At 74.0% G+C, this 19,654-nt stretch carries 18 protein-coding genes and 3 pseudogenes; 10 read left to right on the forward strand and 11 right to left on the reverse strand.

The annotated features are described in order from the left end of the window. Nucleotides 1-271 precede the first annotated feature (271 nt). Both LUW75_RS11605 and LUW75_RS11610 read left to right on the forward strand, forming a co-directional pair. Entirely contained in the window at nucleotides 272-901 is a 630-nt protein-coding gene (locus LUW75_RS11605; protein WP_462933721.1) for an RNA polymerase sigma factor, read from the forward strand. Continuing rightward, complete coding sequence (locus LUW75_RS11610; RefSeq protein WP_250335548.1) at nucleotides 898-1,899, forward strand: CU044_5270 family protein; 1,002 nt, start codon at nucleotides 898-900, stop codon at nucleotides 1,897-1,899. The genes LUW75_RS11605 and LUW75_RS11610 overlap by 4 nt, the downstream gene beginning before the upstream one ends. Before the next feature lie 113 nt (nucleotides 1,900-2,012). Here the strand turns inward: LUW75_RS11610 and LUW75_RS11615 are convergent. From LUW75_RS11615 to LUW75_RS11625, 3 genes and pseudogenes are all read right to left on the reverse strand, one after another. After that, nucleotides 2,013-2,663 (reverse strand): annotated as a pseudogene (locus LUW75_RS11615) (transposase); the annotation flags it as partial. A gap of 814 nt (nucleotides 2,664-3,477) precedes the next feature. After that, nucleotides 3,478-4,287 (reverse strand): transposase family protein, encoded by an 810-nt coding sequence (locus tag LUW75_RS11620; RefSeq protein ID WP_250335549.1) that lies wholly within the window; start codon nucleotides 4,285-4,287, stop codon nucleotides 3,478-3,480. Nucleotides 4,288-4,573: 286 nt separating this feature from the next. Then, entirely contained in the window at nucleotides 4,574-5,383 is an 810-nt protein-coding gene (locus tag LUW75_RS11625; RefSeq protein ID WP_250333783.1) for a transposase family protein, read from the reverse strand. A gap of 161 nt (nucleotides 5,384-5,544) precedes the next feature. On the opposite strand from LUW75_RS11625, the gene LUW75_RS11630 reads away from it, so the two are divergent. The 3 genes from LUW75_RS11630 to LUW75_RS11640 all read left to right on the forward strand — a co-directional run bounded on the left by LUW75_RS11630 (nucleotide 5,545) and on the right by LUW75_RS11640 (nucleotide 7,965). Beyond that, the gene (locus LUW75_RS11630; RefSeq protein ID WP_250335550.1) at nucleotides 5,545-5,733 is read left to right on the forward strand and encodes a cold-shock protein; all 189 of its coding nucleotides are present in this window, start codon (nucleotides 5,545-5,547) and stop codon (nucleotides 5,731-5,733) included. A 337-nt stretch (nucleotides 5,734-6,070) separates the two neighbouring features. After that, nucleotides 6,071-7,555: a DEAD/DEAH box helicase gene (locus tag LUW75_RS11635; protein WP_250335551.1), complete on the forward strand. Its 1,485-nt coding sequence runs from the start codon at nucleotides 6,071-6,073 to the stop codon at nucleotides 7,553-7,555. A gap of 104 nt (nucleotides 7,556-7,659) precedes the next feature. Beyond that, nucleotides 7,660-7,965 carry an SCO5918 family protein gene (locus tag LUW75_RS11640; protein WP_250335552.1) on the forward strand — a complete coding sequence of 102 codons (306 nt, stop codon included), beginning with the start codon at nucleotides 7,660-7,662 and terminating at the stop codon, nucleotides 7,963-7,965. Nucleotides 7,966-8,073: 108 nt separating this feature from the next. On the opposite strand, the gene LUW75_RS11645 is transcribed toward LUW75_RS11640, so the two are convergent. Next, on the reverse strand, nucleotides 8,074-8,433 hold the full coding sequence (locus LUW75_RS11645; protein WP_250335553.1) for a hypothetical protein: 360 nt from the start codon (nucleotides 8,431-8,433) through the stop codon (nucleotides 8,074-8,076). 938 nt (nucleotides 8,434-9,371) lie between these two features. Here LUW75_RS11645 and LUW75_RS11650 point away from each other — a divergent pair. Together LUW75_RS11650 and LUW75_RS11655 are read left to right on the forward strand one after the other, a co-directional pair. After that, entirely contained in the window at nucleotides 9,372-9,650 is a 279-nt protein-coding gene (locus LUW75_RS11650) for a hypothetical protein (protein WP_250335554.1), read from the forward strand. 71 nt (nucleotides 9,651-9,721) lie between these two features. Then, nucleotides 9,722-10,096 (forward strand): hypothetical protein, encoded by a 375-nt coding sequence (locus tag LUW75_RS11655; RefSeq protein ID WP_250335555.1) that lies wholly within the window; start codon nucleotides 9,722-9,724, stop codon nucleotides 10,094-10,096. A 55-nt stretch (nucleotides 10,097-10,151) separates the two neighbouring features. On the opposite strand, the gene LUW75_RS11660 is transcribed toward LUW75_RS11655, so the two are convergent. The 3 genes and pseudogenes from LUW75_RS11660 to LUW75_RS11670 form a co-directional block, all read right to left on the reverse strand. Continuing rightward, entirely contained in the window at nucleotides 10,152-10,415 is a 264-nt protein-coding gene (locus tag LUW75_RS11660; RefSeq protein WP_250335556.1) for an SCO5918 family protein, read from the reverse strand. A gap of 55 nt (nucleotides 10,416-10,470) precedes the next feature. Then, nucleotides 10,471-12,016: pseudogene (locus LUW75_RS11665) on the reverse strand (DEAD/DEAH box helicase). A 155-nt stretch (nucleotides 12,017-12,171) separates the two neighbouring features. After that, complete coding sequence (locus LUW75_RS11670; RefSeq protein WP_250335557.1) at nucleotides 12,172-12,375, reverse strand: cold-shock protein; 204 nt, start codon at nucleotides 12,373-12,375, stop codon at nucleotides 12,172-12,174. 367 nt (nucleotides 12,376-12,742) lie between these two features. Here LUW75_RS11670 and LUW75_RS11675 point away from each other — a divergent pair, with 367 nt between their 5' ends. Continuing rightward, nucleotides 12,743-13,108: a MerR family transcriptional regulator gene (locus LUW75_RS11675; RefSeq protein ID WP_250335558.1), complete on the forward strand. Its 366-nt coding sequence runs from the start codon at nucleotides 12,743-12,745 to the stop codon at nucleotides 13,106-13,108. A gap of 181 nt (nucleotides 13,109-13,289) precedes the next feature. Here LUW75_RS11675 and LUW75_RS11680 read toward each other — a convergent pair whose 3' ends face one another. Continuing rightward, nucleotides 13,290-13,763, reverse strand: a complete 474-nt coding sequence (locus LUW75_RS11680) for a hypothetical protein (RefSeq protein ID WP_250335559.1) — start codon at nucleotides 13,761-13,763, stop codon at nucleotides 13,290-13,292. 355 nt (nucleotides 13,764-14,118) lie between these two features. On the opposite strand from LUW75_RS11680, the gene LUW75_RS11685 reads away from it, so the two are divergent. Next, on the forward strand, nucleotides 14,119-14,418 hold the full coding sequence (locus LUW75_RS11685) for a hypothetical protein (protein WP_250335560.1): 300 nt from the start codon (nucleotides 14,119-14,121) through the stop codon (nucleotides 14,416-14,418). 56 nt (nucleotides 14,419-14,474) lie between these two features. Here LUW75_RS11685 and LUW75_RS11690 read toward each other — a convergent pair whose 3' ends face one another. Beyond that, a complete protein-coding gene (locus LUW75_RS11690; RefSeq protein WP_284453827.1) occupies nucleotides 14,475-15,623 on the reverse strand; it encodes an FAD-dependent oxidoreductase in 1,149 nt (382 codons plus the stop codon). Then, nucleotides 15,620-16,243, reverse strand: a complete 624-nt coding sequence (locus tag LUW75_RS11695) for a TetR/AcrR family transcriptional regulator (RefSeq protein ID WP_250335561.1) — start codon at nucleotides 16,241-16,243, stop codon at nucleotides 15,620-15,622. Before LUW75_RS11695 ends, LUW75_RS11690 begins: the two co-directional genes overlap by 4 nt. A gap of 178 nt (nucleotides 16,244-16,421) precedes the next feature. Between LUW75_RS11695 and LUW75_RS11700 the strand changes: the two genes are divergently transcribed. Beyond that, nucleotides 16,422-17,327 (forward strand): sigma factor, encoded by a 906-nt coding sequence (locus LUW75_RS11700; RefSeq protein ID WP_250335562.1) that lies wholly within the window; start codon nucleotides 16,422-16,424, stop codon nucleotides 17,325-17,327. 17 nt (nucleotides 17,328-17,344) lie between these two features. Here LUW75_RS11700 and LUW75_RS11705 read toward each other — a convergent pair. After that, nucleotides 17,345-19,397: pseudogene (locus tag LUW75_RS11705) on the reverse strand (TerD family protein). Between the last annotated feature and the right edge of the window lie 257 nt (nucleotides 19,398-19,654).

The following is a 19,654-nucleotide window of genomic DNA, read 5'->3' on the forward strand; positions in this document are numbered from 1 at the left end:
CGCGGGAATGCCCACCCCGGGGGCGTGCGCCGCACTGTCCCCACGCCGGCGAGTGCGGCTCCGCCCGCGTCTGCGATGGTCACAAGATCGAGGTGGTCACGAGGTCAAGGGGCTGCGCGGATGGCCGCTGGACCCGTTTCGTTGCAGGGGAGGCGGGTGGGGAGCCATCCGGTGACACCTGACATGCCAAATCACATGATCGCACTCACTTCCTGACGCTGTAAGTGGAACCGAGGCGGGTCTGCGGACACTTGTGGTTGTGGAGTTCCCATTGAACGAACGGATCCGGTCTGGAGATCGGGCTGCGTTCGGCGAGATCTTTGACGAGCACGCACGGGTCGTCTACGCCCACGCCGTCCGGACGACGGGCGACCGGACCGTCGCCGAGGACGTCATGTCCCTCACCTTCCTTGAGGCGTGGCGGTTGCGCGACAAGCTGGCGGAGGAAGTCGGCAGCGTCCGCGGCTGGCTGCTGGGCATCGCGACCAACGTGATGCGCAACACGGCCCGGGCAGCCCGCAGGCATCGGGAAGCGATGTCCCGGTTGCCTCTCCCGGAACCGCTGCCCGACTTCTCCGACGAAGTTGTCGGGCAGATGGCCGACGGTCAGCGGCTGGCCGCCGTCGCCCGAGCACTGCGGCGCCTGAAGCGAACGGAGCGCGAGGTGTTCACCCTGGTCGCCTGGTCCGACCTTGGATACGCAGCCGCCGCCGAAGCACTGGGGGTTCCGGTCGGCACCGTACGGTCCCGGCTCTCGAGGGCCAGGGAAAAGCTGCGCGGACTCGTCGAGGAAGAACTGGCAGCCGATGTGCACAGTGTGGGACCACGGCGCCGCAGCCGACACATATCCGACAGCGGGGTGGCCACGACCCACCCTTCCCGCAGGAGGGGGACACGATGAACGCGGAGCAGCGGGAGCGGTTCGAGCGTGAGCAGGCACAGGAGGCTTTGCCGGCGCCGTCCTACCCGGAACTCCCCGCCGGACGTGTGGGGGCCCGTCGCCGGCACCTACTGAGCGAGGTCGACCGCCAGGCCGGGGTGCGGTCTCACCGTCCCGCCCCGCGGCTGCGTCGGCGGATGGTCCTGGTGCTGGGAACCGCCGTGGCCGCCGGTGCCGCCGTCGTCGTTCTCGGCATGGGCTCCGGCACTTCCGGTGGACCCGGACAGACGTCCCCGGCCACCGCGGCATCGGTCCACCTGCTTGAGAGGGCAGCCCTGGCCGCCAACGCCACGCCCGGGAAGAAGGCACGCGCCGGGCAGTACGTGTACGTCAAGACGGTCGGCCACACATCGGTGCTGTCCGAGAACCAGAACGGGCAGATGGCTCTCCTGCGCGAGAGCGAGGACATCGAGCAGTGGACGTCGGTGGACGGCGGCGAAAGCACGCTGCAACGCAAGGAAGGGAAGGACCGTGTGCTTCCGGGTTCCGAGGGCGGGGGAAACCTCAACTCGCCGACGTACGGTTTCCTTTCCACCCTGCCCACCGATCCCGAAGCTCTGCTGGAGGTGATCCGCGACGATGCCGAAAAGAACCACGGCGCCGGTTCGGGCTCCACGACGGGACCGGACCAGCAGTCCTTCGTCGCCATCGGCGATCTGTTGCGCAGCGGTGCCGCCGGCCCGGAGCTCACCGCCGCCCTGTACCGGGCCGCTGCCCTCATCCCCGGAGTAGACGTCGCGCCGGAGGCCGTGGACGCCGCAGGACGACGCGGCGTCGCCGTCGTCCGCGTGCACGCCGGCGAGCGCAGGGAATGGATTTTCGACAAGAGCACGGCCCGCCTCCTGGGCGAACGGACCGTACTGCTGGAAGACAGCGCCTGGGGAAAGAAGGGCACGGTCGTGTCTTCCGTGGCACTCGTGGCCAGCGGCATCGTCGACGACGCTGGCCAGACCCCGTGAGGAGCCTCGGGAAGTACACCTACGTGCACCGAGGCCGACGGCCGCACAAGAGCGAACATCAGGACGAATCTAGCTGAAAAGCCGTCCCACTTGATGAGCATTTTCAGCGTTGCCTCCACGGTGAGGGCGGCTTTGGCGACGACGGCCATGAGGTTGGGGCTGCAGCGGGCGCGTCGGAAGATCCGCCAGGACTTCAAGCGGACGATTCCGCGTTCGACGGGTGCCCGGGCGGCGGAGAGGGCTCGGCTGACCGTCCGCCCGGTGGGGGTGAGTTCGCCGTTGGGCGGGCGGCGCTTCGCGGTGGTGACCCGGTCGTCTGCACCGGTGTAGGCCATGTCGGCCGGGATCGGGACTCCTCGGTGTTCACAGATTCGGATGATCTTGTGGGTGCGGGCGGCCGTCAGGTCGTGGGTCCGGCCCGGCAGTGCCGGTGAAAGCCAGAGGATCTCTCCGGCGGGACCGGTGATGACCTGCACGTTCACACCGTGCCGCTTGTGCTTGGAGGAGTAGTCGGCTCGTCCGTCGCCGACCCGGTCGCACTCGGCGAGGGTGCCGTCCAAGAGCGCGTACTCGGGGTTCGCCTCCCGCAGGGTTTCCAGCAGTCCCGGTGCCTTGTCCGCCAGGTGCCGGACGACGGTGGTGACGTAGGCGTGGGCGGTGCCGACGGATATGCCGAAGCCTGCGGCGATCCGCGCGAGCGTGTCGTGCCGGCGGGGGTAGACCAGGGCGACGAGAGCACCCTGGTGGGGACACCGGTCCGGCCCCCGGGTCCGGGCGCCGGTTGCCCGTACCCCCGGGTCGGCGACCGCGACGGGTGGGGCGCGCGACCGGCGGCGCGACCGGGCCCCGGCGCGGCCCGCTCGCGACCGCCACCGGTCCCCGGCCGGTGGGCCGGCAGCCCGTACCACGCCCACGGGCCGGGGCCGACCGGGCGGCGGGGCCGGGCCGGGTGCGCCCCGGTCGACGCTCCCGCCCCGGCGTTCGGCCACCGGTCCGGCCCGCACGGGTCACCGGGTGCGCGTGAGGACGTGGCCCATCGGCACGATGTCCACGTCCCTGACGCCGTAACCGGCGAGGTGTTCGTCGACGAACGCGACGAGGGCGCCGCCGTCCGGCAGGGCGACAAACGAAAACCCGGCGGGGGTGACCGGCCTCGTTCGTCGTCCGGGTGCCCGCGGACCGTCGTGACCCGTGTGCGTCCCGGCTCGCCGGGCAAGCCGGGTCGGCACGGACGCGGCCGGCCGCGGAAGCGACCGGCTCCGGGGGCGTCCCTTCCGCACCACCGGTCCGCGACCTGCCCGGGGTGCCGGACGAAGGCGCCGGTGTGGTCGCCGGGACGGCGCGCTCCCGTCCGCGGCCTCCCCGAAACGCCGCGCACGGGCGAATCGATATCTGCCCCGGCGGGGCGAGGTTTCAACGGATCGCACGGTGAGGTTTTTCACCGCAACGACAGGACATAAATTCCCGACCCGCACGGGACGCCGAAACGTGCTACTGTCGATGTCAGTTGCAGTTGTGGTTCCCACATTTCAAGCGTCCCAGTCGGCTCCTGTTCCACTGAGGTTTTCTCAGCGGTGTTCACTTCCAGATTTCGTTGAGGACGAGGGCGGCTCGGGCGATGTCGCCGATCCGGTTGGGGCTGAGCGTGACGTGCTGCAGGGTGCGCCATCGCTGCTTGAGTTCGGCGGCGGTGCGCTCACCCAGCGCCCTCACGTGCCGTACCAGGGCGTTGAACATGCGGGTGTCGGCGTGGAGTGCCTGTTCCGACTTGCCCTTCGGGCGACGGACGGGGACGCGGATGCCGATACCCGCGCCGGTGTAACCCTTGTCCGCCAGGGTCGGCAGGCCGCTGGCCGCTGCTTTGTACAAGGCGGGCAGGGCGTGGGTGCGGGCGGCGGTGATGTCAGGGGTCGAGCCGGGTTCGACGTCGGAGACCCACAGCGGGGTGCCGTCCGGAGCGGACAGGAACTGGACGTTCCCACCGAATGCCTTGTGCTTCTGGCTGAACCACAGGTCGTTGCCGTTCTCACGGACGCCGGCCACGCGGTCGCAGGGGATGAGCGTCCCGTCGAGGATCACGTGTGTCATGCCGGCGCGTCGGCAGCGGGAGAGGACCTCGTGCAGGTCCGGGGCCTTCTCGGCGAGGACGTCGATGCCTTCGTGCAGGTAGCGGTAGCCGGTGGCCTGGGAGATTGCGGCGTCACGGGCCAGACAGTGCACACACCCCCGCTCGCGAAACCAGCGCAGCACCAGCACGGCCTGGCGGAACGGGCCCAGCGCCCGCGAGCCCTTCGGCGTGCCGATGCGCCGCCGGTGCGCGGCCAGCAAGCGGGACAGATACTCCACGACAGGGCGCGGGACGTCGAGCGTGACAACATAGGTGACCAACGTAAAGCCTCTGGTTCAGCGGACATGATCTTGGCAGACCTGTTCCTACCAGGGGCTTTACGTCTGTCCAGAGCCGGGGCCGCCTGGCCCGATCCACCCGGACATGCATCGATCAGCCCGCTTCGCGGAGATCATTCCGCTGAGAAAACCTCACTGGGACTGCTTTTTTATTTCCGGTCGTTTTCCGGACGGGTCAATCATCTCGGCGACGCGGAATCCGCGCAGTGCGGGTCCGCTGCACCCCGAAGGAGATATGACATGGCTACTGAGGTTTTCTCAGCGGTGTTCACTTCCAGATTTCGTTGAGGACGAGGGCGGCTCGGGCGATGTCGCCGATCCGGTTGGGGCTGAGCGTGACGTGCTGCAGGGTGCGCCATCGCTGCTTGAGTTCGGCGGCGGTGCGCTCACCCAGCGCCCTCACGTGCCGTACCAGGGCGTTGAACATGCGGGTGTCGGCGTGGAGTGCCTGTTCCGACTTGCCCTTCGGGCGACGGACGGGGACGCGGATGCCGATACCCGCGCCGGTGTAACCCTTGTCCGCCAGGGTCGGCAGGCCGCTGGCCGCTGCTTTGTACAAGGCGGGCAGGGCGTGGGTGCGGGCGGCGGTGATGTCAGGGGTCGAGCCGGGTTCGACGTCGGAGACCCACAGCGGGGTGCCGTCCGGAGCGGACAGGAACTGGACGTTCCCACCGAATGCCTTGTGCTTCTGGCTGAACCACAGGTCGTTGCCGTTCTCACGGACGCCGGCCACGCGGTCGCAGGGGATGAGCGTCCCGTCGAGGATCACGTGTGTCATGCCGGCGCGTCGGCAGCGGGAGAGGACCTCGTGCAGGTCCGGGGCCTTCTCGGCGAGGACGTCGATGCCTTCGTGCAGGTAGCGGTAGCCGGTGGCCTGGGAGATTGCGGCGTCACGGGCCAGACAGTGCACACACCCCCGCTCGCGAAACCAGCGCAGCACCAGCACGGCCTGGCGGAACGGGCCCAGCGCCCGCGAGCCCTTCGGCGTGCCGATGCGCCGCCGGTGCGCGGCCAGCAAGCGGGACAGATACTCCACGACAGGGCGCGGGACGTCGAGCGTGGCAACATAGGTGACCAACGTAAAGCCTCTGGTTCAGCGGACATGATCTTGGCAGACCTGTTCCTACCAGGGGCTTTACGTCTGTCCAGAGCCGGGGCCGCCTGGCCCGATCCACCCGGACATGCATCGATCAGCCCGCTTCGCGGAGATCATTCCGCTGAGAAAACCTCACTGGCACCGTGAAGTGGTTCAACGCGGAAAAGGGCTTCGGCTTCATCGAGCAGGACGGTGGCGGCGCCGACGTGTTCGCCCACTACTCGAACATCGCCGCCCAGGGCTTCCGCGAGCTGCTGGAGGGCCAGAAGGTGAGCTTCGAGATCGCGCAGGGCCAGAAGGGCCCGACGGCCGAGAACATCGTTCCCGCCTGACGCCGACGCGCACCACGTAGCCGGGGCCCGCATCCTTCGGGGTGCGGGCCCCGGCCGTACGCGTTCCCCGCGGCGGCGCCGCGTACGGAGGAATCCCGGAACGTACGAGGAAATTCCGGAGCCCGCGGCCCGCCGAAATAGGACGCCTCCGGGCCGCACCGCTGCCAACCCGGATCCCTCCCCCACACCACCCCGCCCGGTTCCGCGACTGTGTCCGCATGGACCCCCTGCCGACCAGATTCGCCCCCGGGTTCCATTCGGCCCGTTCTCGCGATTCTCCGCGCCGCCTGTCCGGGGCGGGAATTCCTTGATACGTGCCGTATCAAGGAAGGTTCCCATGAACCGCACACGTACGAACGACCGCTTCCGCGCCCGCGACGGCGGCACCGGCTCCGGCCGGAACGCCGACCGCTCCGGACCGGCGGCCTCCGGCCGCTCCGGGCGATCCGGCGTCCGGGCCCGCCGGCCCGCCGCGGTGCGGGGCGAGTTCGCGCTCCCCCGGACGCTCACCCCCGCGCTGCCCGCCGTCGAGGCGTTCACCGACCTCGCCGTGCCGGAGCAGTTGCTCGCCGCGCTCCGGGCCGAGGGCGTGACCGTACCGTTCCCGATCCAGGGCGCGGCCCTGCCCAACGCCCTCGCGGGCCGTGACGTCCTGGGCCGCGGCCGCACCGGCTCCGGCAAGACGCTCGCCTTCGGACTGGCCCTGCTGGCCCGCACCGCGGGCCGGCACGCCGAGCCCCGGCAGCCGCTCGCCCTGGTCCTCGTCCCGACGCGGGAGCTGGCGCAGCAGGTGACCGACGCGCTCACCCCCTACGCCCGGCCGCTGAGGTTGCGACTGGCCACGGTCGTGGGCGGCGTGTCGATCGGCAGGCAGGCGGGCGCGCTGCGGGGCGGCGCCGAGGTCGTCGTCGCGACTCCGGGCAGGCTCAAGGACCTCATCGACCGCGGCGACTGCCGGCTGGACCGGGTGGACGTCACCGTGCTGGACGAGGCGGACCAGATGGCGGACATGGGTTTTCTGCCGCAGGTATCCGCGCTGCTCGACCAGGTGCACCCCGACGGGCAGCGGATGCTGTTCTCGGCGACCCTGGACCGCAACGTCGACTCCCTCGTGCGGCGCTACCTCCACGACCCGGTCGTCCACTCCGTGGATCCGACGGCGGGAGTGGTGACGTCGATGGAGCACCACGTGCTGCACGTCCACGAGACCGACAAGAACGCCACGGCCACCGAGATCGCCGCGCGCGACGGCCGCGTGATCATGTTCCTGGACACCAAGCACGCCGTCGACCGGCTCACCAAACACCTGCTCAAGAGCGGTGTGCGGGCCTCCGCGCTGCACGGGGGCAAGTCCCAGCCGCAGCGGACCAGGACACTGGCCCAGTTCAAGGAGGGGCACGTCACGGTGCTCGTCGCCACGAACGTCGCCGCGCGCGGCATCCACGTCGACGACCTCGACCTCGTCGTGAACGTCGACCCGCCCGCCGACCACAAGGACTACCTGCACCGCGGCGGCCGCACCGCCCGCGCGGGCGAGTCCGGCAGCGTCGTCACCCTCGTCCTGCCGCACCAGCGACGCGACATGGACAACCTGATGAGCCACGCGGGCATCCGCCCGAAGACGGCGTCGGTGCGGTCCGGCGACGCCGAACTGACCCGCATCACCGGCGCCCGCACGCCGTCGGGGATACCGGTCGTCATCACGGTGCCCGCGACCGAGCGCCCCGGGCGCGGCACCGCCTCCCGCCCGAGGCGCCACCGCCCCTCCCGGGCGGCGCGCCGCGCCGTCCCTCCCCGGCCCGCTCTCGGCCCGGCCGCCTGAACCCCGTGCACCAGCAGGCGCCCCTTCCGCAGGAGCCCTTCGTGACAGCGGCCCGAACGCAGTCCCGCCCCGCCGCTCCTCTCCCTCTTCCCCTGTGAGGTCCCATGCGCTGCGTCATCGCCCGCTTCCCGTTCCACCTGACGAAGGCCGGTGTGCTGGAGACGATGAAGGGCGTCGGGCCCGAACCGGTCACCGGGGAGTCCGTGACCATCGGACGCCGCCGGTACCCCGTCAAGCAGGTGGGCGCGGCCATCATCCGCCAGGACCGCCGCGACTTCAGCGCCGGTGAGGTCGTACGGGCCATGACCCGCCTCGGCTTCGCCTGCCGGCCGGCCCCTCGGGCCGCTTCCGCGGACGTCACCCCGCTCCAGCGGGCGTCCGCCCTGCTCGGCGCTCCCGCGTCGGCCTGACCGACGGGCGGACGCGGGCCGCCTCCGAACAGCGGTGGGGGCCCGACCGGCGCGTTCCGGTCGGGCCTTCGGCGTGCCGTGCGCGCGGCCCGCCGCGGTGACGGCGGGTCAGTGGTCGGAGTAGCTGAAGTCGCCCACCGTCCAGGCGCTCACGTCCTCGATGGCCACGCGGTACATCCCGCCCGTCTCCGGGATCCCCACCGGCCCCTGCAGGATCCGGGCGACGTGGAAGTGCAGATGGGTCGGCGGGCCCTCCTTCGGTACCGACGTGCTGAAGGCTCCGGCGAACTCGCCCAGGCGGGCCGAGTCCGCCAGGACCTCCGACACACGCTGCCGCCACACCGCTTCGGGAGCCAGTCGGCCAGTGATGACGGCCCCACCCGCGACCACGCTCAGGGACATCTGGTTGCTCTGCCCGGACTCGACCTTGGCGGCGATGTCGACGAGCAACTCGTCAGGCTTAGACATGAGAGCCGATTCTATTTACCCGCCGCCGGGACGGCTCAAGCGGTGGCGCCGGCGGGCGGGAGCGGCGCTCGCCACCCCCGCCCGGGCGGCGCGCCGGGCGGACCCGGAGGCGCGGGCGGACCGGCCGGCCGCGGACCGGTCCGGGCGCCGTCGTACGTGGCCCGGAGGTGCCCGCCCCCGGGGCGGCGGACGGCCTCCGAGCCCGGTGCGCGCCCGCCCGTCGGCCGGCCGTCCGGGGCCGTCCGCCCGTCGTCTCCGGGCTGGTTGCCGCTCACCGCCGCCTCCCCCGTGTCCGTACTCCGTCGCAGGGCAGGCCGTCCCCCTCGGTCCGCGGGCCGCTCGCCGATTCCCGGCCCCGGCGGCGGGGGAAGGCTGCGTCCGGGCCGCCTTCCCCCGCCGTCGGCGCGCCGGTCGCCCGGCGGACCGCGGTGCCGCGCTCCCGGCCCGCGCTCGGCCACCGGACCGGCGCCGGAAGGCCGGGAGGCGGCACGGGACCGCGGTGTCCGGTGCCAGCGGTTCCGCCCGCCCGTGCGTCCGCCCGGGCGCCCGGGGGGTTCGGGCCGTACGGCGGGCTCGGGCCGGTCCTGCGGCCGGTCCGGCCCGCCGTTCGGCCTCCCGCGCCGGAGGTCGGGGCGGTCCGGAAGGTGCCGGACGGGGTGATCCGAGTGGCGTTGGCACGGTGTCGTACGGGAGGCGTGGGGGCCGCCGCGGCGGCTGCGGGGCGCCTGACCGGTGAGGGCGGAGCGGGGACGGTGGTGGCGGGGTGCCGGGCGGGTGACCGGCCGGGAGCGGACCGCGTAGTCTGCGGGAAGGGACGCCGCGGGCCCTCCACCGGGGCGTACGTCGCCCGGGGCCCGCGCACCGGGGCGGCGGGGCGCGAGGTCCGCCCGGCGCCGCCGCGTTCCGAAGTCCCCCGCCGCCGTACCGAGGAGATCGCCGTGCACGAGGACAACGAGCTGCCCTCCGGGGGCCACGCCGACGTACGGATCGTCGCGGCGACGCCCGAGGTGGCCCGCAGGGTGGCGGAGGTGGTGCGCCGCTGCTTCGCCTCCACGGAGCAGCGCAGCTACCCCGCCGGGCCGGAGGGCGGGACGCTGCTGCACCTCAGTGTCGACACGACGCAGCCGGCGGGCCCGGCAGGGTCCTGGCTGGAGAGCAGCGAGTCGGCGTCCGAAGGGCGGCGACCGGAGGAAGGACCCCGGCGCGACGGCTCCTGACGGGCGGTCCGGCCGGAAACGACGCGTGCGGGGGCATCCCGTTCGGGCGCCCGGGCTTGTAGGTTCGGGGCATGACGAAGCCTGACGCACTGCTCGTGGCTGTCGCGGCCACCGTCGAGTCGGAGCGGTCCAACCAGATGTCGCTCACCGTCGTGGTCGACGGCGCGGTCGTCACGGGACGGCTCGCTCCCGAGGCCGCGTGGCGGGAGCGGGTGGCGGAGGTCCTGCGGGACTCGGAGCGGCTGGGCGGGTTCGCGGGGGCGTTCGCGCCATCCGCGGAGGGCCCGCGCCCGCCGCGCGACAGGGCACCGACGCACCTGCACTTCCACGTGGCGAGGATTCTCCAGGGCACGCTCGGCATCCCGGAGACGGGCGGCATGTACCGCGTGGCCATCGAGGACGTGAGCGCCTGGACGGTGGGCGACTTCAGCTACACCGACGGCTGAGGGGCGCCGGCCGCCCGGCCGGGCCGGACGGTCGGCGCCCCCGCGGCCGGCCGGGTCAGTCCGGCAGGCCGGTGGCGGGCGCCGGGGCCTGGGTCACGCAGGTGAAGCCGAGGCGGCGCAGCACCCTGGTCATCTCCAGGGCGGTGAAGTCGCGGCGGTCCTGGCGGGTGATGACCTCCCCGACCTGCTTGACCGGGTACGTGCGGCGGCCGATGACCGCACACGGGCCGACCGCCGGTTCCGGACGGACGTCCGCCATCAGCGCCTCCACCTCGCTCGTCACGAAGTCGAACGGGAAGCGGGCGATCACACAGCGCATGGTTGCCTCACGGGGTCGGGGCGGAGGGACGGGCGCGCCGCGGCGCGGCGGGGCGTCACCGCCGGTGCGGCGTGCGGCGCGGGCGGCGGCGCGTTCCGGACCGGCGGCGGGTCGAGGAGTCCGGAGCGCCGGGCTCCCGGGCCGGGGGCGTGGGGGGCGTGATGACGACCGGTATCCCCGACGGCGTGCGGGCGCCGGTGATGCGGGTCAGTTCGGCGTCGCCGGACCGCACCGACGCCGTCTTCGGGCGGATGCCCGCGTGGCTCATCAGGTTGTCCATGTCGCGTCGCTGGTGCGGCAGGACGAGGGTGACGACGCTGCCGGACTCGCCCGCGCGGGCGGTGCGGCCGCCGCGGTGCAGGTAGTCCTTGTGGTCGGCGGGCGGGTCGACGTTCACGACGAGGTCGAGGTCGTCGACGTGGATGCCGCGCGCGGCGACGTTCGTGGCGACGAGCACCGTGACGTGCCCCTCCTTGAACTGGGCCAGTGTCCTGGTCCGCTGCGGCTGGGACTTGCCCCCGTGCAGCGCGGAGGCCCGCACACCGCTCTTGAGCAGGTGCTTGGTGAGCCGGTCGACGGCGTGCTTGGTGTCCAGGAACATGATCACGCGGCCGTCGCGCGCGGCGATCTCGGTGGCCGTGGCGTTCTTGTCGGTCTCGTGGACGTGCAGCACGTGGTGCTCCATCGACGTCACCACTCCCGCCGTCGGATCCACGGAGTGGACGACCGGGTCGTGGAGGTAGCGCCGCACGAGGGAGTCGACGTTGCGGTCCAGGGTCGCCGAGAACAGCATCCGCTGCCCGTCGGGGTGCACCTGGTCGAGCAGCGCGGATACCTGCGGCAGAAAACCCATGTCCGCCATCTGGTCCGCCTCGTCCAGCACGGTGACGTCCACCCGGTCCAGCCGGCAGTCGCCGCGGTCGATGAGGTCCTTGAGCCTGCCCGGAGTCGCGACGACGACCTCGGCGCCGCCCCGCAGCGCGCCCGCCTGCCTGCCGATCGACACGCCGCCCACGACCGTGGCCAGTCGCAACCTCAGCGGCCGGGCGTAGGGGGTGAGCGCGTCGGTCACCTGCTGCGCCAGCTCCCGCGTCGGGACGAGGACCAGGGCGAGCGGGCGCTTCGGCTCGGCGCGGACGCCGGTGAGGCGGGCGAGGAGCGCGAGGCCGAACGCGAGGGTCTTCCCGGAGCCGGTACGCCCCCGGCCCAGGACGTCGCGGCCGGCGAGGGAGTTCGGGAGGGTCGCCGCCTGGATCGGGAACGGCGCCGTCACCCCCTCGGCCTCCAGCGCGCAGCAGCGCGGGGGGAAGGCCGAGGTCCGCGAAGGCCGCGACGGGCGGCAGCGGCGGGGTACGAGTCACCGGCGGGGTGAAGTCACCGGGCGGGGGCGGGGCGGGGCGGCGGCGGGACTGCGTCCGGGAGCCCGACTTGGAGGACTTCGGCGACTTGGACGATGTCGAGGTCGCGGAGGCCGCCGCGGACTTCGCCGACTTGGCCGATGCCGACGTGCTCTCGGGCTGGCCGGCCGTCGCTCGGCGGGCCGGCGCGGCGGTCTGCCGGGTTCCCGGGTGGTGGCCCCGGACAGGGGACGTACGGGTCATGGAGTGTTCCTCAATACGATATCGAGGAATTCACGGCCCTCGATGCAGCCGGGCGGGCAGCGGCACGCCCGGCCTCGGCCGGGCGGCGGCGCCGGGGAACGGCGCGGGGCCCGCACCCAAGGTGCGGGCCCCGGCGGCGTCGGAACGCCTCGTCGTCAGGCGGGGACGATGTTCTCCGCCTGCGGGCCCTTCTGGCCCTGCGTCACGTCGAAGGTGACCTTCTGGCCCTCCTGCAGCTCGCGGAACCCGTTGGTCGCGATGTTCGAGTAGTGGGCGAACACGTCCGCACCGCCACCGTCCTGCTGGATGAAGCCGAAGCCCTTTTCCGCGTTGAACCACTTCACTACGCCAGTAGCCATAATTCTTCTCCTCACGGGGAATTTCTGGACCCGCACCGTGCGAGCCTCGCGTCGCCGCGATGATTGCCCCGCGCCGGATCGAAAGAACCGGCCACACAAAAGTGCTCCTCCGCCGTGGGGCGAGGGGGCACTTTGAAGCTCTGGGAACCACAACTGCAACTGGCTACGACACTAGCACGCGGATTTCGCATCCGCACGGAATTCGGGCAGGTGGTTTTCGCGGCGGAGGAAATCTGCCGCCCGGTCCGACGGAAATCTGCACCGGCCGGAATAGACATTCACCGCTCGCGGCGGCTACCGTTCCCGCGCGAGGCACACCCCGCTCGTGAGACCGGCCTCGACCGGACGCCCAGGACGAAAGGCGCGCATGGCTCCAGGAGCGCGGCACCACCCCGCCGACAACCTCGACGACGACGACTACCCGGCCTACACCATGGGCCGTGCCGCGGAGCTGATCGGCACCACCCCGGCCTTCCTCCGCGCGCTCGGCGAGGCCCGGCTGATCACCCCGCTGCGGTCGGAGGGCGGTCACCGCCGGTACTCGCGCTACCAGCTGCGGATCGCCGCGCGGGCCCGCGAACTCGTCGACCAGGGCACCCCCATCGAGGCGGCCTGCCGGATCATCATCCTCGAGGACCAGCTGGAGGAGGCCCAGCGGCTCAACGAGGAGCTGCGGACCCGGTCGCGGATGGAGCCGGACGGCACGGGGGACGGAGCGCCCGCGGACCGCTGAGAAGCCCCGGGAGGTGGCGGGAGGCGGCGGGAGGCGGCGGAGCCCCACCGGAGGCGGCGGGAGGCGGCGGAGCCCCACCGGGGGCGGCGAGGGGCTCGCGGAGCCGCCGGGGCCCCGGGGGCCGCGCCGGGAGCCCCCGGGCCCCGCCGGGGGGCGGCGGGGGGCCGTGCGGACCGGTCGGTCACACGGCGTGCTCGTCGCTCTGCCCGCACAGCCAGGCCAGTACGTCGCGCACCCCCTGTGCGTACGCGCGGTCCCGCGGCGGGCACACCGGGTCGTCGAGCAGCACCGCGGCGGCGTCCGCCTCCGCGGTCAGCCGCCACAGGGCTGGCACCTCGCGGGTGGGCACGCCCGTGACCGGTCCGCTTCCCTCGCGGGCCAGCGCCCACCGGTAGGCGGCGGCGGCTCCCTCGGACACGGTGTCGGGCGGTTCGGCCCCGGTGCCGCCGGGAGCGGCGCCCTCTCCCGCCCCCTCCCGCCGGGGGTCCGGCTCCGGCGCGCGTCCGGCGTTCCGCGGGACGTGACGGCCCGGCGCGGGCCCGCCGGCGGGGTCCCGCCGTACGGGGGCCCGGGCGGCGACGGAGCGGTACGCCGACTCGACCTCCTCCGCGGGGCGGACGCCGATCCGGTTCGGCCGTGCTCGCGTTCGCGTCATGTGGCGGGTCGTCATACGCGTACACCCCATCCTCGTGGCTCGCGGCTGCGTGTCCCTGACTCTCCGGGTCCCCTCGTTCCGGCGGGATATACGCCCCGCGTGCGGCCGGAGCGCGGGAACGGCCGGGCCGCCCGGCCGGCGGACCGCCGCGGGGACCGCCGCGCGCAGACCCCGCGGGGGGCCGCGCCCTCCGGTCGACGCCGCCCGGGCGCCCGGCGCATGGTGGTTGCTAGGACCGACGAACGCTCTCCGGCCCTCCCGGGAGGCGCTGGACCGGCCCCGTGCTCCGGCTTCGGCCCCGGCCAGCGCCACCGTCCCTCCGGCGAGCCACGCGGTACGGCGAAAGGGGTGCGGCATGACCGGCTGGGCGTCGTGGACGACGGTCAACGTCTTCTCGGGCACGGGGGGTGTCCGCACCGTGGAACTGGGGGTGCTCACGGGCAACCTGAGCGTGCACACCACCTGGCACGGCACCGAGGCGGACGTCGCGGTCCAGTACAGCGGCGGCTCCGACTGGTACACGATGGCCGGCAGCCCCGTGCCGTGCTCCTCCGAGGAGGAGAGCCGCGCGCTGCACCAGGCGGCGGTGGAGGCCGTGCAGGCGGGCCGCGGCGCGGTCCTGAGCCGCCCGGCGCACCGCCCCGGGACCGGCTGAGCCGCCCGGCGCACCCCGTCGGGTGCCGCCCGGCCGACCGCCGCCCGGCGCCGTCCTCACGCCGCCGGGTGGCGCAGCAGCGCGAGCGCCGGGTCGACCAGCTCCCGGTACCGGCGTTCGGCGAGCCCGGCCGGCATGCGGCGGAGCGCCGTCTCGCGCAGGACGCGGGCCACCGGGTTGCGCCAGCGGGCGACCGTCCCGCCGTGCCGGGAGGCCAGTTGCACCGCGCGCACGCGGCGGTGCCGCAGCGCGCGGTACCGGTCCGACGCGCCTTCCGCCCCCGGGCGGAGGGCCAGCGCCAGCGCGTACGCGTCCTCGACGGCCATCGCCGCGCCCTGCCCCAGGTTCGGGGTCATCGCGTGGGCCGCGTCGCCCACGAGCAGCACCCGCCCCCGTCCCCACACCGGGGCGTCCAGCTCCTCCAGGTCGTGGTGGAGGGGCGGCGGCCCGGTCAGCGAGTCGAGGAGGCGGGCCGGTGCGCCCCGGTGGTGGGCGAAGACGCGGCGGAACCCGTCCGGCCACCCGGGCGCGGGCGCCCGGCGCGGGGCGGAGCGGACGAGGTAGTAGTACAGCCGGTCGCCGGGCAGCGGCACGAGCCCGCACGTGGTGCCGGGGCCCCAGGACTCGACCGCCGTGGCCACGCCCGGGTTGTCGGTGAGGCCGCGCCAGCAGGTCGCACCGCTGTGGCGGAGGGCCGGCGGGCGGGCGGCGGCGTGCGCGCGGACGGTGGAGCGGATGCCGTCGGCGCCCACGACCAGGTCGTACGTCCCTCCCGGCGCGGACGGCGCGTCGCCCTCGAAGCGGACGGCCACCGAGGTGCCCGTGGAGCGCAGCGACGCGACGGCCCGCCCGTGGACGGGCCGGGCACCCGGCGGGAGGGCCTCCAGGAGCGCCGTGTGCAGGGCCGTGCGGGACAGGGCGCGGATGTGCCCGTACCCGCCCCCGAGGTTCTGGGGCTCGACGCGCCGCAGCACCGTCCCGTCCGCCGCCGCCACGTCCATCGACGGCAGCGGCAGGCTGTGCGGCGCCGCGTCGACGCCGAGCGCGGCGAGCACGTGGAGGGCGTTGGGCGCCAGGATGATGCCGGCGCCTGCGGGCCCGGGACGCGGGGCGCGTTCGACGACGGTGACGTCGTGGCCGGTGCGGGTCAGGGCGAGCGCGGCGGCCAGTCCGCCGATGCCGCCGCCCGCGACGAGGATCCTCACGCCCGTCCCTCCCCCGCCGTGCCGACGACCCGCCGCAGTGTCGTTTCGAGCAGCCGGACCCGGTCGGCGCGGTCCAGTTCGCCGCGGAGCCCGGCGACGAGGATGCCGAAGTAGAGGGAGAAGTACGCGGTGAACGCCGCCTCCGGGTCGATCGGCGGGGCCGTCCCGGCCCCGCCGGCCCGCGCGAACTCGCCGGCCACCCAGACGCGGAACTCCGCCATGCGGCGCTCGGTGGGGCCGTCGGGGTGGTGGTGGAAGAGGGACGCGGAGAGGTACTGGCGGGACAGCTCCGGCTGCCGGTCGTAGCTGTCGTACAGCTCCGCGGCGACGTGCACCAGGCGCGCGACGAGGTCGCCGTCCTCGGGGAGGGTGGCCAGGGCGGTGTCGAGGGCGCGGCCGACGTGCTCGTCGAGGAGGGTCTCGACCAGGGTGCCGAGGTCGGGGAAGTGGACGAAGAAGGTTCCGGCGGCGACGCCCGCCTCGGCGGCGACCTCCCGCGTGGTGAGGCCGTTCGTGCCGCGCCGTTCCAGTACCCGCCGCGCGGCCGCGAGGAGCGCCTGCCGCGTCCGCTGCTTGCGCTGCTGCCGTATCCCCATGGGGATGGTCGGAGTCTCAGACATGTCGCCGAGCATACTCACTGAGCGCGATCAGCGAAAAAAGGGGGACGCCCGCCGCGCCGGTTCCGCCCCCTCCGCTGCCACCGGGGGTGGCCTTCCGCAGACCGCCTGCCGCGACCGGCCCGCGCGCCGTATGGTCCTCACGGCGGCAGGACGATCCGGTGCGCGGGGGTGCGTGACGATGGGTGGGAGCACGGTGTCGGTACGGCGGTTCGAGGAGCACCGGCCGCGGCTGCGGGCGGTGGCCTACCGGCTGCTGGGGTCGCTCGGCGAGGCGGATGACGCGGTGCGGGAGGCGTGGCTGCGGCTGGACCGCGCCGGCGAGGGCGACGCGGGGGGCGACGTGCGGGACCCCGGGGGCCGGTTCACCGCGGTCGTCGCCCGGGTCTGCCTGGACCGGCTCCGCGCCCGCGCGGCCCGCCGCGAGGAGCCGCTCCTGCGCGAGGACGGACGGGTGCGGCTGCCCGACCCGGTCGTGAGCCGGGCGTCCGGGCCGGCTCCCGAACAGGCGGCGCTCGTCGCCGACGAGGTGGGCTTCGCCCTGATGATCGTGCTGGACACGCTGGCCCCGGCCGAGCGGCTGGCGTTCGTGCTGCACGACCTGTTCGCGGTACCGCCCGAGGACGTCGCGGAGGCGCTGGGTTGTACGGCCGCGTCGGCGCGGCGGCTCGCCGACCGCGCCCGCCACCGCGTCCGTACGGCGGCGCCCCCGCCGGACGGCGACGCGGCCCGCCGCCGGGAGGTGGTGGAGGCGTTCCTGGCCGCGGCCCGCGGCGGGGACCTGGACGCCCTGCTCGCCGTACTGGACCCGGACGTGGTGGCCCGCTCCGACGGCGGCACGCTGCGCCCGAGCGTGCTGCGCCGCGGCGCGGCGACCGTCGCCTCCCAGGCCGTGGTCTTCGCCCGCCTCGCGGAGGCCGCCCACCCGGTCCTGGTCAACGGCGCTCCGGGCGTCCTGGCGGTGTCGGAGGGCCGGGTGGTCTCGGTGATGTCCTTCACGATCCACGGCTCCCGCGTCACGTGCCTGGACCTCCTCACCGACCCCGGCCGCCTCGGCCACCTGGACGTCGACGCCCTGGTGGGGTGAGGCGGGGCCGTCGCGGGTCAGACCCCCGACGGCTCCCCGGTACGGACGGCGGTACGGCGGGCGGAGCGGGTGTCGAGGGCGGTGACCACCTGGGCGTGGAAGCGGTCCACGGCCTGGTCGACGCTGCGGATGAAGCCCGTCTCCGCGTTGCCGCGACCCGTGCCCATGCCCTTGAACAGGGAGAGGCGGAAGCCGGTGATCCGGCCGCCGTCCTTCGGGAGCAGGTCGCCGGGCTCCGGCCGGAGGTGCTCCAGGGTGCCGCGGGGGCCGGGGCCCCCGCCCTCGGCGAGCGTCTCGACGTGCAGGTCCGCCGGCGCCGTCGCGAGCTGCCGGACCAGGCGCTTCGCCCAGGTCAGCGGAGAGCCCTGGGCCGGCGCGTCGACCTCGATCGACGTACGGAGCTTCTGCGTCCGCAGGTCCGCCACGAACACCAGGACCCCCGGCGTGCCGTCGACGCGCGCCTCCGCGTGCAACCGTCCCTCCGCGCACAACCGGTCGGCCAGCGCCCTCCGGCGCGCCCCGGGGTCGACACCGCGCCGGCCCCGCTGCACGGGCAGCACCTTCTGCCCCAGCTCGCCGCCCAGGCGCAGGCACACCTGGCGCACCAGCCGTTCCCAGCTCTCCACCACTTCCAGGGCGCGCGGGTCGCCCTGGCAGAGGGTCTCCTCGTCGATCGCGCGGCGCACCGGCACCCACGCCGCCCCCATGTTCTGGAAGCCGTGGCAGCCCGAGTTCTCGTGCTGGAGGTAGTGCAGCAGCTCGTGGAGGAGCCAGGCGTGCGCGGCGTTGCCGACGCCCTCGTGGCGGATCAGCATCTGCGCCTGGTGCGCGACCTCCGCCCAGGACAGGTGCCACAGGGCGACCCTGTGCCTGCGGCGCCGGTCCGTGCGGACGTCGACCAGCGGGCTGCCCTCCAGCGCCACGTCGTTGGAGAGCGTCAGCACCGCTTCGTAGCCGCGCCGCGCGGCGATGTCCATGTACGCCTGGACCTGTTCGGACCTGAGGGCGTTGCCGTTCGTCTTCGTCTCGACCAGCGCCGTCCAGAGCTTGCCGGCCCGCTCGACGCGGACGACCCCGTCGGGGCGCCTCGGAGTCTCCCCGTGGGGCAGCGACACCTCGGTGAAGGTCTCCATCCGCCCGGCCGGCGCCCCGAACCCGGCGGTGAGCCGACGCCCGAACTCCGGGACCTGCGCCATCACGGACAGCAGCACGGACGTCGCCCGCACCTCCCGCTCGCGGTCGCTCCTCAGCGCCGGGGCGGGGAAGAGCCTGGCGGTGCGCCACGCGTCGTTCTCGGCGAGCGACCTCCTCGGCGCCTTGGGGAGGGTGACCTTCTTCTTGGCGGTGCGCGGGCGGGTCCGCGCGGGCCCGCCCCGCCGGGCCGGTCCGTCCGGCGGGGCGGTGTCCGCCGCGTCGCGGGGTCCCCCTCGGCGCCGGGACCACCACCGGCGCGGCCGCCCCGGCCGGCGCCGCCGGCCCGTCGGCGCACGCCTCCGCCTCCGCCTGTGCCTCCGCCTGCGCCTCCTCCGCCTCGTCGTCCTCGACGTCGACGCCGAAGTCCGCCGCCAGGCCCGCCAGCCCCGACGCGTACCCCTGTCCCACCGCCCGGAACTTCCACTCGCCGGCACGGCGGTACAGCTCGCCGAAGATGAACGCGCTCACGGCTCCGGCGTCGTCCACCGCGAACCGCAGCAGCGTCTCCCCCGACCCGTCCGCCAGCGTCAGCCGCACGTCGTCGAGATCGCCGAAGCGGGCGCCGCCGTAGCGGCTGGCGGCCACGACGACCCGTTCGACCTCGGCCGGGACGGCGTCCAAGTCGAAGCTGATGCGGTCCTCGCTGCCGTCGGCACCCGGCGTCTTGCCGAGGAGCTGCACGCTGCCGTCCGCGGCCACGGGGTGGTTGTAGAAGTAGAAGTCGGCGTCGCCGCGCACCTTCCCCTCCGCGTTCAGCAGCAGTACGGAGACGTCCGCGTCGCCCTCCCCGGTCGGGCTGCTCCAGCCCAGGCTCAGCACCACCGAGCCGACGTCCTCCCCGAGCGCCGTCAGTCCGACGTTGGCGCCCCTGACCATCTCGTGCACGTGGCCCCCCGGATGCACGGCCGCGACGGGACGCACCCCGACGGCCCCTCACATGGATGTGCGGTGCGTCACACGATCCCCTCAACCGGAACCCTATCGGCCGAAAGCCCTTCCCGTGCCGATCCGCCGGAAGTCGCCCTCCGCCCGCTCCCGTACGCCTCCGTGATGACGCTGCGTGTCCGCGTACTCCTCAGGTACGAGGCAGGACCCACATGGCGGGGGACTCGTGGAACCTCCGGCCGCTCATA

This window comes from Streptomyces sp. MRC013, assembly GCF_023614235.1.
Lineage (GTDB): Bacteria > Actinomycetota > Actinomycetes > Streptomycetales > Streptomycetaceae > Streptomyces.

Excerpts from the sequence above, each read along its gene's own strand:
- LUW75_RS11635 (WP_250335551.1), top strand. The coding sequence starts at position 6,071 with ATGAACCGCACACGTACGAACGACCGCTTCCGCGCCCGCGACGGCGGC.
- LUW75_RS11700 (WP_250335562.1), top strand. The coding sequence starts at position 16,422 with ATGGGTGGGAGCACGGTGTCGGTACGGCGGTTCGAGGAGCACCGGCCG.
- LUW75_RS11660 (WP_250335556.1), bottom strand. The coding sequence starts at position 10,415 with ATGCGCTGTGTGATCGCCCGCTTCCCGTTCGACTTCGTGACGAGCGAG.
- LUW75_RS11610 (WP_250335548.1), top strand. The coding sequence starts at position 898 with ATGAACGCGGAGCAGCGGGAGCGGTTCGAGCGTGAGCAGGCACAGGAG.
- LUW75_RS11695 (WP_250335561.1), bottom strand. The coding sequence starts at position 16,243 with ATGTCTGAGACTCCGACCATCCCCATGGGGATACGGCAGCAGCGCAAG.
- LUW75_RS11670 (WP_250335557.1), bottom strand. The coding sequence starts at position 12,375 with ATGGCTACTGGCGTAGTGAAGTGGTTCAACGCGGAAAAGGGCTTCGGC.
- LUW75_RS11640 (WP_250335552.1), top strand. The coding sequence starts at position 7,660 with ATGCGCTGCGTCATCGCCCGCTTCCCGTTCCACCTGACGAAGGCCGGT.
- LUW75_RS11680 (WP_250335559.1), bottom strand. The coding sequence starts at position 13,763 with ATGACGCGAACGCGAGCACGGCCGAACCGGATCGGCGTCCGCCCCGCG.
- LUW75_RS11655 (WP_250335555.1), top strand. The coding sequence starts at position 9,722 with ATGACGAAGCCTGACGCACTGCTCGTGGCTGTCGCGGCCACCGTCGAG.
- LUW75_RS11685 (WP_250335560.1), top strand. The coding sequence starts at position 14,119 with ATGACCGGCTGGGCGTCGTGGACGACGGTCAACGTCTTCTCGGGCACG.
- LUW75_RS11675 (WP_250335558.1), top strand. The coding sequence starts at position 12,743 with ATGGCTCCAGGAGCGCGGCACCACCCCGCCGACAACCTCGACGACGAC.
- LUW75_RS11645 (WP_250335553.1), bottom strand. The coding sequence starts at position 8,433 with ATGTCTAAGCCTGACGAGTTGCTCGTCGACATCGCCGCCAAGGTCGAG.